The 15,814-nt window shown below is 72.1% G+C and carries 17 protein-coding genes; 13 read left to right on the top strand and 4 right to left on the bottom strand.

What is annotated here, in order from left to right; all coding sequences use genetic code 11:
* Nucleotides 1-7: 7 nt before the first annotated feature.
* Nucleotides 8-736 carry a Tim44/TimA family putative adaptor protein gene (locus tag F6X51_RS02870; RefSeq protein ID WP_150961700.1) on the bottom strand — a complete coding sequence of 243 codons (729 nt, stop codon included), beginning with the start codon at nt 734-736 and terminating at the stop codon, nt 8-10.
* Nucleotides 737-1,127: 391 nt separating this feature from the next.
* Here F6X51_RS02870 and secB point away from each other — a divergent pair, with 391 nt between their 5' ends.
* From secB to hisG, 6 genes are all read left to right on the top strand, one after another.
* Nucleotides 1,128-1,634, top strand: coding sequence for a protein-export chaperone SecB (gene secB, locus F6X51_RS02865; protein ID WP_150961699.1), 507 nt, complete (start codon nt 1,128-1,130; stop codon nt 1,632-1,634).
* Nucleotides 1,635-1,813: 179 nt separating this feature from the next.
* A complete protein-coding gene (locus F6X51_RS02860) occupies nt 1,814-3,064 on the top strand; it encodes an MFS transporter (RefSeq protein WP_150961698.1) in 1,251 nt (416 codons plus the stop codon).
* 73 nt (nt 3,065-3,137) lie between these two features.
* On the top strand, nt 3,138-3,632 hold the full coding sequence (locus F6X51_RS02855; protein ID WP_150961697.1) for a DUF3429 domain-containing protein: 495 nt from the start codon (nt 3,138-3,140) through the stop codon (nt 3,630-3,632).
* 79 nt (nt 3,633-3,711) lie between these two features.
* Entirely contained in the window at nt 3,712-5,247 is a 1,536-nt protein-coding gene (gene hisS / locus F6X51_RS02850) for a histidine--tRNA ligase (protein WP_150961696.1), read from the top strand.
* Between the two features lie 128 nt (nt 5,248-5,375).
* On the top strand, nt 5,376-6,524 hold the full coding sequence (locus F6X51_RS02845) for an ATP phosphoribosyltransferase regulatory subunit (protein ID WP_150961695.1): 1,149 nt from the start codon (nt 5,376-5,378) through the stop codon (nt 6,522-6,524).
* Nucleotides 6,525-6,538: 14 nt separating this feature from the next.
* The gene (hisG, locus tag F6X51_RS02840) at nt 6,539-7,552 is read left to right on the top strand and encodes an ATP phosphoribosyltransferase (RefSeq protein WP_150961694.1); all 1,014 of its coding nucleotides are present in this window, start codon (nt 6,539-6,541) and stop codon (nt 7,550-7,552) included.
* A 34-nt stretch (nt 7,553-7,586) separates the two neighbouring features.
* On the opposite strand, the gene F6X51_RS02835 is transcribed toward hisG, so the two are convergent.
* The 3 genes from F6X51_RS02835 to F6X51_RS02825 all read right to left on the bottom strand — a co-directional run bounded on the left by F6X51_RS02835 (nt 7,587) and on the right by F6X51_RS02825 (nt 9,626).
* Nucleotides 7,587-7,937 carry a lysozyme inhibitor LprI family protein gene (locus tag F6X51_RS02835; RefSeq protein ID WP_150961693.1) on the bottom strand — a complete coding sequence of 117 codons (351 nt, stop codon included), beginning with the start codon at nt 7,935-7,937 and terminating at the stop codon, nt 7,587-7,589.
* Nucleotides 7,938-8,048: 111 nt separating this feature from the next.
* Nucleotides 8,049-8,489, bottom strand: coding sequence for a protoporphyrinogen oxidase HemJ (gene hemJ, locus F6X51_RS02830; RefSeq protein ID WP_150961692.1), 441 nt, complete (start codon nt 8,487-8,489; stop codon nt 8,049-8,051).
* Between the two features lie 3 nt (nt 8,490-8,492).
* The gene (locus F6X51_RS02825) at nt 8,493-9,626 is read right to left on the bottom strand and encodes a uroporphyrinogen decarboxylase family protein (RefSeq protein ID WP_150961691.1); all 1,134 of its coding nucleotides are present in this window, start codon (nt 9,624-9,626) and stop codon (nt 8,493-8,495) included.
* 514 nt (nt 9,627-10,140) lie between these two features.
* Between F6X51_RS02825 and F6X51_RS02820 the strand changes: the two genes are divergently transcribed.
* From F6X51_RS02820 to dnaQ, 7 genes are all read left to right on the top strand, one after another.
* A complete protein-coding gene (locus tag F6X51_RS02820; protein WP_150961690.1) occupies nt 10,141-10,971 on the top strand; it encodes a pyruvate, water dikinase regulatory protein in 831 nt (276 codons plus the stop codon).
* Between the two features lie 356 nt (nt 10,972-11,327).
* Nucleotides 11,328-11,945, top strand: a complete 618-nt coding sequence (locus F6X51_RS02815) for a Maf family protein (protein WP_150961861.1) — start codon at nt 11,328-11,330, stop codon at nt 11,943-11,945.
* A gap of 55 nt (nt 11,946-12,000) precedes the next feature.
* Nucleotides 12,001-13,035: a cation diffusion facilitator family transporter gene (locus F6X51_RS02810; RefSeq protein WP_246696579.1), complete on the top strand. Its 1,035-nt coding sequence runs from the start codon at nt 12,001-12,003 to the stop codon at nt 13,033-13,035.
* Nucleotides 13,036-13,076: 41 nt separating this feature from the next.
* Complete coding sequence (locus F6X51_RS02805) at nt 13,077-13,925, top strand: shikimate dehydrogenase (RefSeq protein WP_150961688.1); 849 nt, start codon at nt 13,077-13,079, stop codon at nt 13,923-13,925.
* Nucleotides 13,922-14,581 carry a dephospho-CoA kinase gene (coaE, locus tag F6X51_RS02800; protein WP_150961687.1) on the top strand — a complete coding sequence of 220 codons (660 nt, stop codon included), beginning with the start codon at nt 13,922-13,924 and terminating at the stop codon, nt 14,579-14,581. Before F6X51_RS02805 ends, coaE begins: the two co-directional genes overlap by 4 nt.
* Nucleotides 14,582-14,634: 53 nt before the next feature.
* Nucleotides 14,635-14,877, top strand: a complete 243-nt coding sequence (locus tag F6X51_RS02795; protein ID WP_246696578.1) for a type II toxin-antitoxin system HicB family antitoxin — start codon at nt 14,635-14,637, stop codon at nt 14,875-14,877.
* Between the two features lie 53 nt (nt 14,878-14,930).
* Nucleotides 14,931-15,659 (top strand): DNA polymerase III subunit epsilon, encoded by a 729-nt coding sequence (dnaQ, locus tag F6X51_RS02790; RefSeq protein WP_150961686.1) that lies wholly within the window; start codon nt 14,931-14,933, stop codon nt 15,657-15,659.
* Nucleotides 15,660-15,814: the final 155 nt, after the last annotated feature.

The raw sequence follows: 15,814 nt of genomic DNA, 5'->3' as shown, positions 1-15,814 counted from the left end.
ACAACGTTCAGTTGCCGGCCTCAGTGGCGACGAGCTGCCAGTTCGGATCCCGGCTGCCGAGCGTCCGCGCGAAGGTCCACACATCGGGTACCTCGACCACCGTCTCGGCACTGCCGTCCACGACCGCTCCCTCGGCGTTGCGGGTGGCGGTAATCAGGTTCGACAGAAACCGGACCGTGATCTGCGCGACCCGGTTGCGCACGTCGACGGCTACGATCTCGGCCTTGTCGATCGACACGAACGTGGTCTCGATCGTCTGGCGCGCCTTCTCCCGCTCGGTGATGGCCCGCTCGAACCCTTCACCGACCTCGCGCGACAGGAGCGCGCGCAGCGTCTTGCGGTCCCCCTTGGCGAAGCCGATCACGATCGTCTCGTAGGCGCCCTTCGCGCCCTCGATGAAGGCGCGGGGGTCGAAGGCGGGCTCAACCTGCACGATCGATTCGAGCCCGCGGGCCACGGGCGAACCCTGCTCGGCGATGCCGCGCCAGTCGCGCGCCTCGTTCGCGGCGGCCGCCTGGGCGCGGTCGGGCGCAGGCGCACGCTCGGCTCCGGGGAGGCGCACCACGTTGTCGCTCTCCGTGCGCCCGGAGGGCGGTTCGGTGCGGCTGCGATCGACCGGCTTGAAGGGCGAGCGCTCCGCCCCGGTCTTCTGACCGAGCACCGAGCGCAGGCGCCAGATCACGAAGACCGCGAGCGCCAGGAAGATGATCGTCGTAATATCGAAACTGTCCTGCATCACCGATCCGCTGGTGGCCGCCGCGCATGCACGCCGTCTGAGGGCCTGGAATTCCGTCGCAGCGCCCTTTACCCGACCCTGCCGCAAGGATCGAGCCGAAGTTCGCCGCGCGCGACCTCGCTCTAACGGGCATATGGGGCGGTTTGGCGGAGGGTTCCAGGCACGCACGCCGATGAGACGCGGGCGAGGCTCCTGTCGGCGTCCGGGGCGATCCGCGCGCCCGGTGGTCTCGCTTGTTCCTGCAGGACGGGCGTGTTAGCGCGCTCCCGCACCGGGCTTCGTCGTGACGGACCCGACCTGCCGCGATCGGAGGCGCGTGCGAGCCCAGAGAAGCAGGGCGCCCGCACCGATCCGGGCCGCACCAGACGATCTTCGAGGAGGATGAACCGCCATGGCCGACTCTCCGGCACCGAACGGCAACGGTGGCGCCACGGCGCAGCCCGACGACATGCCCGCGATCAACGCGCTGGCCCAGTACGCCAAGGATCTCTCGTTCGAGAACCCGAACGCGCCGCGCTCCCTGCAGCCGCAGGAAGGGCAGGGGCCGCAGATCAGCATTCAGGTCAACGTGAATGCGCAGCAGCTCGCCGAGGCGGATTTCGAGGTCGAGCTGACCCTCGAGGGAGACGCGAAGATCAACAACGAGGTGCTGTTCGCCTTCGACCTGAAATATGCGGGCATCTTCCGCATGCGCAACATCCCGCAGGACCAGCTCCATCCGGCCGTGATGATCGAGTGCCCGCGGCTCCTGTTCCCCTTCGCGCGCCAGATCGTCGCCGAGGCCGTGCGCAACGGCGGCTTCCCGCCCCTCTACATCGATCCGATCGACTTCGTCGGTCTCTATCGCCAGAAGGCGATGGAAGCGCAGACGGAAGCCGGCGGCCCGCTGGCCTCGTGAGATCACGGTGAGATCACGGGCCCGCGCGTAGCGCCGGCCCCTCGATGAACGACCCCGGTCGCCGCTGGCGCGGCCGGGGTTTTTTCGCGACATTTTTCGTGGCCCGCGCGTTGTCCGCGGCCCTCCGCGGCCGGATCGAAGGTTGCGCGGAAGGATCGGCCGCCCAACCCCCCGGATTCATGAACGCCACCACGCATCTCGGCCTGATCAACGTCTTCATCGGTGACATTCAGGGGGGACTCGGACCGTTCCTCGGCACCTGGCTCGCGGAGACCGGGGAGTGGAGCCCGGCACGGGTCGGCTTCGTGACGACGCTGGTGGGCGTCGGCACCCTCCTCCTGAGCGGTCCCTTCGGCGCCCTCGTCGACCGCCTCGGACGCCCGCGCCTGCTGATCGGTCTGGCCTGCGCGGCGATCCTCGGCGGTACGCTGCTGCTCCTGCCGGCCAGGGCCTTCATGACGGTGTTCGGGGCCCAGATGCTGGCAGCCGCCGGGGGCACCCTGCTCCTGCCCGCTGTGACCGCGCTGACCCTCGGCATCGTCGGCAAGGACCGCTTCCCGAGACAGCAGGGTCGCAACCAGGCCTTCAACCATGTCGGCATCCTGATCGCGGCCAGCATCATCAGCTTCGGGACCGCCCATCTCGGGCCGGCCGTGGCCTTCTGGGTGCTCGGCGCCATGGCGTTGCTCGCCATCGTGGCGACCGCGACCACGCCGGGCCATTGCTACAACGAGCGCCGGGCGGTCGGCTGGAAGGAGGATGACGCGGAGGAGAAACCGGAGCGCGCCAAGATCTGGAGCGTGTTGTCGAACCGCAGGCTCCTGGTCCTCGCCGTGGCGCTCGCGCTGTTCAACCTCGGCAATGGCGGCATGCTGACCCTGCTCGGCCAGAAGCTCGTGGCGACCGCACACAACGGCACCGTCTGGACGGCTCGCTACGTCATGGTGGCCCAGCTCGTGATGATCCCGGTGGCGCTGTTCGCCGGCTCGCTCGCCGACAAGCGCGGACGGCGCAAGCTCCTGCTCGTGGCGTTCGCCGTGCTGCCGGTGCGCGCGGCGCTCTCCGGCTTCATCGACGACCCGATGTGGCTGATCTCCGCGGAAGTTCTCGACGGCGTCGCGTCCGGCATCGTTGGGGTGGCCGTGCCCGTCGTGGTCGCCGACCTGACCTGGGGGTCGGGCCGGACGCAGACCGCGCTCGGCGTCGTCAACGCGGTGCAGGGCATCGGCGGCGCCCTCTCGGCGTGGTACGGCGGCCTGGCCTACGCGCTCCTCGGCTGGACCGGCTCCTTCCTGGCCCTCGGCGCGCCCGCTCTCGTCGCGCTCGCCCTCGTGGTCTGGCTCGATGCGACGACGGAGCCCGGTCGCCGCGCCCGCAGGCGCGAGGCCCGGGCCGCGATGCGGTCGGCCGAGCAGCCGGAGCCGGCCTGACCGGCCGGGCGGCGCCTCCGGAACCGTGCCACGCCGGACCCGTTCCCCGTGCAGCCGGGGAGCGGGTGCAACGATGCGAGAGGATGCGGCGGGACGGACCATCACGGCGCACGAGTCGCGCGAGACGCCCTGGCTGAGCGTCGTCTTCGGCTACGGTCCGATGCTGCCCTTCCTGGCCGGGGCCGCGGGCGCATGGTTGCTGCGCGGCGAACTCGGCGAGCTGACCGCGACCCTGACCATCCTGTGGGGCTGCGCCATCCTGCTGTTCCTGTCGGGCGTGCGCCGCGGGGTCTCCTTCCGCACCGAGGGCGGGCCGACCCTCGTCCAGATCCTGACGATGCTCGCCCTGTTCTGCCTCGGGTTCGCCGCCCTCCTGGCTGCGGCCTTCGGGCAGGCCGTCTGGGCTCTCGGCCTGCTCATCCTCGGCTTCGGGCTGATCGCCGTGCTCGATCCGATCGCGGCCGGGCGCGGCGAGGTGCCCCTGTTCTTCGCGCGCCTGCGTCCGCTCCAGATCCCCCTCGCGATCCTGAGCCTGGCCGCGCTCCTGACCCTCAAGGCCGGTCTCTGACCCGCTCGCGCTTGCCGCTGCCCCCCGCCCGCGATAGAGCCCGGCAGGTTGTTTGAAGCGCAAGACGAAGCGAAGACAGATGGCCAAGGCCGATTCGAAGAAGGCCGATACCCTGAAGCCGCGCCTGCCGCGCGGGTTCCTCGACCGGCGCGAGGAGGAGATCGCAGCCCAGCACCGGATGCTGGAGGAGATCCGCCGCACCTTCGAGCTCTACGGCTTCGAGGCGCTGGAGACGCCCTTCATCGAGTATACCGAGAGCCTCGGCAAGTTCCTGCCCGATCTCGACCGGCCGAACGAGGGTGTGTTCTCGTTCCAGGACGACGATGAATCCTGGCTCTCGCTGCGCTACGACCTGACCGCTCCGCTCGCGCGCTTCGTCGCCGAGCATTTCGACGCGATCCCGAAGCCCTATCGCAGCTTCCGCGCGGGTTACGTCTTCCGCAACGAGAAGCCGGGGCCGGGCCGCTTCCGCCAGTTCATGCAGTTCGATGCCGACATCGTCGGCGCGCCGAGCGTCGCGGCCGATGCCGAGATCTGCATGATGGCGGCCGACACCCTGGATCGGCTCGGCCTCAAGGGCCAGTACGTCATCAAGGTGAACAACCGGAAGGTCCTGGACGGCGTCATGGAGGCAATCGGCCTCGCCGGGCCCGATCAGGCCGGCCGCCGCCTCACGGTGCTGCGCGCCATCGACAAGCTCGACCGGCTCGGGCCCGACGGCGTCCGCCTCCTTCTCGGCCCCGGCCGCAAGGACGAGAGCGGCGATTTTACCAAGGGGGCGGGCCTGCCCGAGGATGCGATCGAGCGCATCCTCGCCTACGTGTCGTTCCAGGCCTCGCCCAGCGACGGGGGCGACCGGGTCCATTTCTGGGAGCAGTTCTTCCGCTCCTGGGGCGACGTGGTGGGCGATTCCGAGACCGGCCGCGAGGGCATCGCCGAGCTGCACGCGATCATGCGTCTCTGCGCGGCGGCCGGCTACGGCCACGATCAGATCCGGGCCGACCCGAGCGTGGTGCGCGGCCTCGAGTACTACACGGGCCCCGTCTACGAGGCGGAGCTGACCTTCCCGGTGACGAACGAGGAGGGCCAGGTGGTCCGCTTCGGGTCGGTGGCCGGCGGCGGTCGCTACGACGGCCTCGTCGGGCGCTTCCGCGCCGAGCCCGTCCCGGCGACCGGGTTCTCGATCGGCGTCTCGCGCCTGTTCTCGGCGCTGCAGCTCGTGAGGAGCCCGCTCCTCCAGGGCACGCAGAAGCCGGGCCCCGTGGTGGTTCTGGTGCTCGACCGGGAGAACGTCGCGGATTACCAGCGCCTCGTCGCCAACCTGCGGGCCGCCAACATCCGGGCCGAGCTCTATCTCGGGGGTGCCGGCATGAAGGCGCAGATGAAATACGCCGACCGCCGCCGCGCACCGGTCGTGATCATCCAGGGCTCCAACGAGCGCGAGGCGGGCGAGGTCCAGATCAAGGACCTGATCGAGGGCGCGCGCGCGGCCGAGAACATCGCCAGCAACGCCGAGTGGAAGGCCGCGCGGCCCGCCCAGTTCTCGGTGCCGGAGGCCGAGCTGGTGGAGCGGGTCCGCGCGGTCCTGGCGCGGCATTACGGGGCCGGCGCCTGAGGCGGGCCGTGCCGTGATCCTGAGGCGGGCGGGCCCCGGGACCTTCCTTGCGCAATCATTCCCGCCGGTCGCGGTCGCCAAGGCGCGCGCCGGTTGCTAGAGAGCCGCCAGAGACGGCGAGTGAACCCATGATGTTACCCGAGGCAGGGAGCCCGAGCGCGGGTGGCGACGCACAGGCGCGGCTCGCCCAGCATTTCGTCGAGGCCGGCTATGCCGCCGTGACGCCGCCCGTGCTCCAGCCCGTGGAGCCGTTCCTCGAATTGTCCGGCGAGGACATCCGGCGCCGCATCTTCGTCACGCAGGACGAGGCCGGCACCGAGTTGTGCCTGCGGCCCGAATTCACCATCCCGGTCGGCCGCCTGCACCGCTCGCGCGCCGACGGGCTGAGCGCCGATTACAGCTATCTCGGTCCCGTCTTCCGGCTCGCCGGCGACGAGCCCGACGAGTTCCTGCAGGCCGGAATCGAGTCGATCGGCCGCGCCGACACGCCGGCGGCGGATGCGGAGGTGATCGGTCTCGCCCTCGAAGGCCTCGCCCTGTTCGGTCGCACCGACGTCGCGGTCCGCCTCGGCGACATGGGCCTCACGGTCGCCCTGCTCGACGGGCTGTCGGTTCCGCCGGCCGCCAAGCGGCGGACCCTGCGCGCGCTCGCCGCCGGCCGTTCGCTCGATGGCGTGACCCATGCGGCGGCGACGGAGGATCCGCATGCGGGCCTCCTGGCGGCGATCCAGGGACAGGACCCCAAGGGCGTGCGCGCCTTCGTGGAGGACGTCCTCTCGATTGCCGGCATCTCGCGGGTCGGCGGGCGCAGCGCGGCCGAGATCGCCGAGCGCTTCCTCGCCAAGGCCTCCGCGCAGGCCAGTGGCGGCGCGGGCCTCAACACCGAGAACCGTGCCGTCATCGAGCGCTACCGGGCGATCGGAGGCGATCCCGATTCCGCCGCCCAGGCCCTGCGCGCACTCGCCCGCGACGCGGGACTCCGCCATCCGCCCTTCGAGGCGGCGCTGGGCCTGTTCGAGGAGCGCACCGGCTTCATGGCCGCGCGCGGCCTGCCGGTGGAGCGCTTCGGCTTCTCGGGCGGCTTCGCGCGCAACCTCGACTACTATACGGGCTTCATCTTCGAAGTGACGGCGGGGGCCGCGGACGCGCCCGTCCTCGTCGGCGGCGGCCGCTACGACGGGCTGCTCACGCATCTCGGCAGCCCCGTCCCGCTCCCGGCTGTGGGCTGCGCCTTCTGGCTCAACCGGGTGGTTCAGGCGGGAGGGACGCCGCGGTGACGGGGATGCATGCCATGACGGGGTCCGCCGGAACGGGTTCTGCCGAGGCCGCGACCGGCGGTCCCCTCGTGCTGGCGGTCCCCTCGAAGGGGCGCCTGCAGGAGAATGCGAGCGCGTTCTTCGCCCGCGCCGGCCTCAAGCTCGCGCAGGGCGCCGGCGCCCGCGACTACCGGGGCAAGCTCGTCGGCGTGCCGAATGTCGAGGTGCGCTACCTCTCGGCCTCCGAGATCGCGAGCCAGCTCGCCTCCGGCGCGGCCCATCTCGGCATCACCGGCGAGGACCTGATCCGCGAGACGCTGCCCGATGTGCGGGGCCAGGTCGAACTCCTGACGCCGCTCGGCTTCGGGCAGGCGACGGTCGTGGTCGCGGTGCCGCAGGCCTGGATCGACGTGCGCGCCATGGACGACCTCGACGAGGTCGCGGCCGCGATGCGGGCGCATCACGGCAAGCGGCTGCGCATTGCCACGAAATACGTCAACCTGACCCGGCGCTTCTTCTCCGAGAAGGGCGTCGCCGATTACCGCATCGTCGAGAGCCTCGGCGCCACCGAGGGCGCCCCGGCGGCGGGCTCCGCCGAGATCGTCGTCGACATCACCACGACCGGCGCGACGCTCGCGGCGAACGCCCTCAAGATCCTCGAGGACGGCGTGATCCTGCGCTCCGAGGCCAACCTCGTCGCCTCGCTGAAGGCGGCGTGGGGCGGGAGCCAGCGCGAGGCCCTGCGGGCGGTGCTCGGGCGGATCGCCGCCGAGGAGCGCGCCCGCACCACCCGGGAGGTCCGGGCGGCCCTGCCCGAGACCGGGACGATCGACCTCGCCACGCTCGCGGGCTTGCACGAGGCCGAGCTTCCCTACGGGGCGCCGCGCGGCGCGGACGGCGAGATCGTGCTGCGCTGCCCCGTCGACGCGGTGTTCGACCTCTCCGACGCCCTCGTGAAGGCCGGGGCCCGCTCCGTCACGGTGCGCCGGACCGACTACGCCTTCGCGGCCGAGAATCCCCTGGCGGAGCGCCTGCTGGCGCGGCTCTGAGGCGCCCGCGCCCGGCCGCGTTACGCCCCACCCGTTACTGCGGTCCCTGCTTGGCGAATTCCGAGAAGACCGCGCGCAGCGTCTTCAGGCGCGCCGCGTAGGCCTGCTGGAGGCAGGCGGTGTCGGCCCCGCAGGTGCGGCGCTCGGCGAGCCAGGCCTCCTGGTCGTCGCGCAGCTTGCCGCGACCGCCCATCGGCAGCAGGTCCTTCAGGATCTCGAACCGGACCGCCATCTCCACGTCGAGGTCGTTCAGGGCGAGGTCGGCGCAGACCGCCTTCTCGTCGGGCGCCTCGGCCTTGGCGCAAGGGAAGCTCGCGGCCTGCGCGGGGCCGGCCGCCGCGGCGGCGAGGACGAGGGCGATCGGCACGATCCGTCGAGTCGACATGGGCTTCCCGAGATCCGGAGACGGGGTGCAGGCTCGCCCGAAACCGCCGCGGCGGCAAGGTCGCGCCGGTGACGATGCGACCTTGCCGGTTGTGATCACAGGATCACCCGATCAGCCGAAGGCCGGCTTCACCACCGCCAGGATGACGATCCCGATCATCACGAGCGTCGGGACCTCGTTGAGGATGCGGTAGAACCTGGGAGCCCGGGTGTTCCGGTCGGCCGCGAAGTCCTTGACCATCCGGGCGAGCCAGCCGTGGATGCCGGACATCCCCAGCACCAGCACGAACTTCGCCTGGAGCCAGCCCGAGGCGTAGAAGCCGCTCATGGCGGCGAGCGCCAGGCCGAAGATCCAGGTCGCGATCATGGCCGGATTCATGATCGCCTTGAGGAGCCGGCGCTCCATCACCTTGAAGGTGTCGGACTGCGCCGCCGAGGCGGGGCCGGCCGGCAGGGCGGCGTGGTAGACGAAGAGGCGGGGCAGGTAGAGCATCCCCGCCATCCAGGCGATGAGCGCGATGACGTGCCCCGCCTTGATCCAGTCGTAGAGCACGGATCAGCGCCGCCGCAGCCGGGCGAGCATCTGCTCGACATGGGCGACGGGGGTCTGGGGCGTGATGCCGTGGCCGAGATTGAAGATGTGCGGCAGGCCGCGGGTCGCCGCCAGCACGGCATCCACCGCGGCGTCCAGGGCCGGCCCGCCCTCGATCAGGGTGTCGGGATGCACGTTTCCCTGCGTCACGGTGCTCGCCGGGACGCGTGCCCGCAACGCCGCGAGGTCCACTGCCCAATCGACGCCGACGGCGTCAGCGCCCGTCTCAGGCACCACGCGGGCATGCCCGTCGAGGCCCGAGCCCCGCGCGAACACGATGATCTTCGCACCCGGCACCTCGGCCCGGATGCCGGCGATCATCCGGGCGATCGGCCGGAAGGACCAGCGGCTCAGGGCATCGATCGCCCGGGTCTCCGGAAGCGCGCTCTCGGAGACGTCGCCCACCGGCTCGACCGTGTCGCTCGCGAGCGGCACCGCCTTCGGCAGCGAGCCCGCATGGGATTCGAAGATCTGGACCGCGTCCGCTCCCGCCCGGAGCTGGCGCACGAGGTAGGCGGTCTGCACCGTGACGAGCCGGTCGATCAGCGCATCGACGAGGGCGGTGTCGCCCTCGGCGAGCGCGCGGGCCGGCGCGAGGTCCGGCGTGCCGCGGCCGCCGATCATGTAGCTCGCCACCGTCCAGGGCGCGCCGCAGAAGCCGAGCAGCGTCGTCTCAGGGGGCAGATCCGCCCTCAGGCGCCGCACGGTCTCGAAGACGGGCTCGAGATGCGTGAAGATCGCCGGGTCGTCGGCCCGGCGCAGGCGCTCGAACTCCGCCCGGCCATGCATCGGATCGAGCCGCGGGCCCTCGCCCTCGACGAAGCGCACGTCCTGCCCGAGGGCGTGCGGCACCACGAGGATGTCCGAGAACAGGATCGAGGCCTCGAAGCCGAACCGGCGGATCGGCTGCAGCGTGACCTCGACGGCGAAATCGGGGCTGTAGCAGAGGTCGAGGAAGGAGCCGGCCTCGGCCCGGGTCTCGCGGTATTCCGGAAGATAGCGGCCGGCCTGCCGCATCATCCAGGCGGGCGGCGGGGACAGGGCCTCGCCGGAGAGCACGCGCAGGACCTTGCGGTCCGCCTGAACTGATTGGGCCATGGCCCCTCCCTATCCCATGCGCGCCCTCGGCACGATGGGCTATCTTCCCGAAACCCTCTTGGAGCCCGTCCGGATGGGCGCCACGACGCCATCCCCACCCAGGCCCTCTTCAAAGAAGAAGAGAGATTCTAGGACTCTGTTTTTTCTCTTGGAGGCTGGATCACGGGATCGCAACTGCGTCCACAGGCCGTCCCCGCCGCGACGGCGTTAAGAGGGCTTTAACAGATTCCCTCCAATGTCCCGGATAGAACAGCCTCGCCAGCGGCTTGAGCGGGGCTCGCGGCCTGGAGGCTGCGCGCGTCCCGGATTCTCCCACGCGTCGGGAATCCGGCGCGCCGTCATGACGGCCTGTTGACGGCGGAGTCGACGAAGGACGACGCCGTCGCCCTGGACCCTGCGCGTCCGGCACCTTATCCACACTCATCGACTCCCCTGACGGCGCGCGGTGGACAAGGCGCGATTCCTGCCTCGCCGGCCCTGCCTCGCCGGCGCGGCCTGAGGAGACTGAGACCGGATGAGCCGCAGCTACTTCCATCTCCACCTCGTCTCGGATTCCACGGGCGAGACGCTGATCAATGTCGGGCGCGCGGCCGCCGCCCAGTACGAGGGCGTCTCGGCGATCGAGCACGTCTACCCGCTGGTGCGCTCGGGGCCGCAGCTGGAGCGGGTGATCTCCGAGATCGAGGCCGCGCCGGGCCTCGTGCTCTACACCCTCGTGGGTCACGATCTCGTGGAGCGCCTCGAAGCCGCCTGCCGGGAGACCGGCTCGCCCTGCCTCTCGGTGCTGCAGCCGGTCCACGCCCTGCTGCAATCCTATCTCGGCGCCCAGACCACGGCCCGGCCGGGGGCGCAGCACATGCTGAACGCCGAGTATTTCAAGCGCATCGACGCCATGAACTTCACCCTGGCGCACGACGACGGAAACCTGCCCGACGACCTCGAGGAGGCCGACGTGATCCTCGTCGGCGTGAGCCGGACCTCGAAGACGCCGACCTCGATCTACCTCGCCAACCGCGGTCTTAAGACCACCAACATCCCCCTCGTCCCCGCGATGCCGCTGCCGGTCGCGCTCGAGACGGTGCGGCGCCCGCTGGTGGTCGGGTTGCTCGCAAGCCCCGAGCGGATCGTGCAAATCCGTCAGAACCGGCTGCTCAGCCTGAACGCCGACGACTCCTCCCTCTACGTCGACCGGGACGCGGTGGCGGACGAGGTCGCGGCCTCGCGCCGGCTCTGCGCCAAGCACCGCTGGCCGACGATCGACGTCACCCGGCGCTCGATCGAGGAGACCGCGGCCGCGATCCTCGACCTGTATCGGGAGCACCGGCTCAAGTTCATCGCCGTCTGAGGACCGATGCGCGCGGGCTCACCGCGGCTTCTGCCGGCGCAGTCTTGAGCGAAAACCAGTCATGCCGCGGCCACATCCGGGCCGGACCACGCCGCCGGTCCGAAGCCGGAACGGCAGCCGGGTCATGGAACAAATCATGAGCGATTCCACCGGTTCGGCGGCGGATCCCGCCTTCTCGCGGGCGGTCCCGGCGGCGGCCCTCGAGGCCGAGCGCAACCGGCCCGGCGCCCGCCCCGACTGAACCCCGGCCGGCTTGCGGCCCGGCCCCGATCTTGCGGCCCCGATCTTGCGGCCCGGCCCCGATCGGTGACACTGGGACGATGCAGCGCCCCGAGACCCCGACCGAGCCGGCCCCGATGACCCCGTCCGCCTGGACCGGCGCGGCGCCGCTGCTCCTCGCCTCGACGAGCCCGACCCGGCGCGCGCTGCTCGCCGGCGCGGCGATCCCGGTCGAGACCGCTTCGCCCGAGGTCGACGAGCGCGCCGTCGAGGCGGCCTGCGCCGGCCTCGCGCCCCCCGAGCTCGCCCGGCGCCTCGCCGAGGCCAAGGCCGCGAGCGTCGCCGCCCGGCATCCGGGCCGGATCGTGATCGGGGCCGACCAGGTGCTCGAATGCGCCGGCACGGTCTTCCACAAGCCCGCCGACGCGGCGCAGGCCCGCGAGCACCTGGCGCGGCTCGCCGGGCGCACGCACGCGCTCCACGCGGCGGTGGCGATCGCCGAGGGGGGCCGCGTCGCCGAAAGCTTCGTCGAGAGCGCGCGGCTGACGCTGCGCCCCCTCGATGCGGGCCAGATCGCGGCTTATGTGGAACGCGCCGGCGAGGCCCGCGTCACGGGCAGCGTCGGCGCCTACCAGCTCGAAGGCCTCGGCATCCATCTCTTCGCCGAGGTCGTGGGCGACCATGCGACGATCCTCGGCCTGCCGCTGCTGCCGCTCCTGGCGCGGCTGCGGGCGCGGGGCCTCCTCGCATTCTGAGGGCCCCGATCACCGGCCCCGAAGACGATCGATCCGAACAGGAAGGCGGCGGGACGTGACCGGCCACGCACACGAGCATCGCGACCACGCCCCGGGCACTCCGGCGGGGGCCGGCCACCCGGGCGGCGGCCACGGCCATGATCACGATCATGACGACCACCATCACGGTCACGCGCACGGGCCCGGCGGCCATGTCCACGCCCCGGCGAGCTTCGGCCGGGCCTTCGCGATCGGCATCGGGCTCAACACCGCCTTCGTGGTGGTCGAGGCGGCCTACGGCTTCGCCAGCAACGCGATGTCCCTGGTGGCGGATGCCGGCCACAACCTGTCGGACGTGCTCGGCCTCCTGGTCGCCTGGATCGCCTCGGTCCTGGTGAAGCGCGGCGCCTCCGCGCGCTTCACCTACGGGTTGCGCGGCTCCTCGATCCTGGCGGCCCTGTTCAACGCCGTGTTCCTGCTCATCGCCACGGGGGCGATCCTGTGGGAGGCCACCGCCCGGCTGATCCACCCCGAGCCCGTCGCGGGCGGGACCGTGATGGTGGTCGCCGCCATCGGCATCCTGGTCAACGGCCTCACCGCCTGGCTCTTCGCCTCCGGCGCCAAGGGCGACATCAACATCCGGGGCGCCTTCCTGCACATGGCGGCCGACGCCGCGGTCTCGGCCGGCGTCGTGCTGGCGGGCCTCGTCATCTGGGCGACCGGGCTCGACTGGATCGATCCCGCCGTCAGCCTCGTCATCGCGGGGCTGATCGTCTGGGCCACCTGGGGCCTCCTGCGCGACAGCGTCGCGATGGCGCTCGCGGGCGTGCCCCCCGGCATCGAGCCCGAGCGGGTGCGGGCCTGCCTGCGCGCGCGGCCGGGCGTGTCCGACCTGCACGACCTCCACATCTGGCCGATGAGCACCACCGAGATCGCCTTGACCGCCCATCTGGTGATGGAGCAGGGCCATCCGGGCAACCAGTTCCTGATCGACGCGGCCCTGGAGCTGCGCAGCCGCTTCGGCATCGCCCACGCGACGCTGCAGATCGAGGAGGCGGGCGGCCCGCCCTGCCTCGTCGCGCAAGGGTGCGCGGAAGGGTGCGCGGCGTGAGCGCGGGGGCGGGCCTCGCGGGAGAGGACGGCGAGACGTGGATGCGGCCCGTGACCAGAGCCTTCGTGGTCGGCCACCCGATCGCCCATTCCCGCTCGCCGCTGATCCACGGGCACTGGCTCGCCGAGCACGGGATCGCCGGCACCTACGAGCGCATCGACGTGGCGCCGGAGGCCTTCGGGGGCTTCGTGCGCGGCCTCGCGGCGGCGGGCTTCGCGGGGGGCAACGTCACCATCCCGCACAAGGAGGCGGCCTTCCGCCTCGCGGATGCCCGGACCCCGCGGGCGGAGAAGATCGGCGCCGTGAACACGCTGGTCGTCGGGGCCGACGGCCGGATCCTCGGGGACAACACCGACGCGCCGGGATTCATCGCCCATCTCGACCAGAGCCTCGGGGCCGATTGGCCGGAGGCGACGGGGGGCACCGCCCTGGTCCTCGGGGCCGGCGGGGCGGCGCGCGCCATCGTGGTCGGGCTCGCGGAGCGGGGCCTGTCGCGCATCCGCGTCGCCAACCGCACCCGGGCCCGGGCGGAGGCCCTGGTGGCCCTCGAGCCGGCCCGGGCCCGGGCGGTCGACTGGGCCGAGCTGCCCCGCATCCTGCCCGAAACCGGGCTCCTCGTGAACACCACCTCCCTCGGCATGGCGGGCCAGCCCGCCCTCGACCTCGACCTCGGGGCGCTCCCGGCGCGGGCGGCGGTCGCCGACATCGTCTACGTGCCGCTGGAGACGCCCCTCCTCGGAGCCGCCCGCGCCCGCGGCCTCGCGGCGGTCGACGGGCTCGGCATGCTGCTGCACCAGGCGGTGCCGGGCTTCGCCGCCTGGTTCGGCACCCGGCCGGAGGTCACCGAGGCTCTGCGCGCCCGCATCGTCGCGGACCTCGCGCCCCGATGAGCGGACCCGGCACGCGTGGATCCGACAGGGGTGGATCCGACAGGGGTGGACGCCCCGTCGTCCTCGGGCTCACCGGCTCGATCGGGATGGGCAAGTCGGCGACCGCCCGGATGTTCGCCGACCGCGGCGTGCCGGTCCACGATGCGGATGCGGCGGTCCACGCCCTCTACGGGCCGGGGGGCGAGGCGGCGACCGCCATCGGGCGGGCCTTCCCCGGAACCCTGGCGCCGGACGGCTCCGTCGACCGCACCGCCCTGCGCGCGGCGGTGCTCGGCCAACCCGAGCGCCTCGCGCGGCTCGAGGCCCTGGTCCACCCCCTCGTGCAGGAGGCCGCCCGCGCCTTCCTGCGGCGGCAGGCCGGGGCGCCCCTCGTCCTCCTCGACATCCCGCTCCTCTACGAGACCGGCGGCGAGGCGCGCTGCGACGCCGTCCTCGTCGTCACCGCCCCGGCCGAGGTCCAGCGCGCCCGGGTCCTCGCCCGCCCCGGCATGACCGAGGCCGCCTTCGCGGCGATCCGGGCCAAGCAGATGCCCGATGCCGAGAAGCGCGCGCGGGCGGATTTCGTGATCGACACGAGCCGGGGCTTCGCCCATGCGGAGGCCGAGGTGGCGCGGATCATCGCGGCTCTGCGGGCGCGGGCCCCGGCATCCGATTGACCCGCGCCCGGGCCGGCCCAAAGGTCGAGACCGGTGGGGAGGGGTCGATTCGCATGTCGAAGCGGCCGGCCGCGATGCGCGCCGACCCGATCGTGATCACGCCGCTCGGCCCCGAGGAGGGCGGCGGCTTCGCCGCGACCGTCCCGGATCTGCCGGGCTGCATGTCGGACGGCGAGACTCCCGAGGAAGCGCTGCACAACGTGCTGGATGCCATCGACTCCTGGATCGAGATGGCGGAGGAACTCGGTCACTCCCTCCCCGACCCGCCGTCGTGGCGCGCGCGCGCAGCCGGTTAACGGTCGCTTAGGCCGATGGCGCTCTGGTGAGCCCCTGCCGTCACGGACCCGACATGCTGCGCGAGATCGTCCTCGATACCGAGACCACCGGCACCGATGCCAAGGGCGGGGACCGCCTGATCGAGATCGGCTGCGTCGAGCTCCTGAACCACATCCAGACCGGCAAGACCTTCCACTGCTACGTCAACCCGCAGCGGCCGGTCTCCGAGGGGGCGTTCGGGGTCCACGGCCTGTCGGACGCGTTCCTGTCGGACAGGCCGGTCTTCGCCGACGTGGTCGACGCGTTCCGGGATTTCTGCGCCGACTCGCGGCTCGTGATCCACAACGCGCCCTTCGACGTCGGCTTCCTCAACATGGAATTCGCCCGGCTCGGGGCGGCCGCCCCGCCGGCGATCGACCTCGAGGCGGTGGTCGACACCCTGCTGATGGCCCGGCGCAAGCACCCGGGCGCGGCCAACAACCTCGACGCCCTGTGCTCGCGCTACGGCATCGACACCACGCGCCGCACCAAGCACGGGGCGCTCCTCGACGCGCAGATCCTCGCCGAAGTCTACATGGAGCTGCTCGGCGGCAAGCAGACGAGCCTCGGCCTCGCCCCCGCCGAGGCCGCCCCCGCCGGGCCGGTGCCGGTTCCGGGCGCGGACGGCGCGCCCGCGCCCGGACCGCGCATCGTCCGCCCCCGCCTGACCCCCGCCGAGCGGGAGCGCCACGAGGCCTTCCTGGCGACGCTCGGGCCGAACGCGATCTGGCGCACCTATCTCGGCGAGGACGGCGGCGCCTGAGGGGGAATCACGTTCCTTCCACCGATCGGCGCGCCGCGAGGGGTGGAGTGCGCGGCGCCCGCATGGACGGCACCGCGCGCCTTGCCAGGATTCATCCCGGTGTTCACGGAGTTGTGAACCCGCCGCCGTGATCCGCTGACGCCTTCTGAACCCCC

The organism is Methylobacterium planeticum (assembly GCF_008806345.1).
In the GTDB taxonomy this organism is placed as follows: Bacteria; Pseudomonadota; Alphaproteobacteria; order Rhizobiales; family Beijerinckiaceae; genus Methylobacterium; species Methylobacterium planeticum.
The sequence above is the reverse complement of the archived record's forward strand: the minus strand, read 5'-3'. Positions and strand labels throughout refer to the sequence as shown.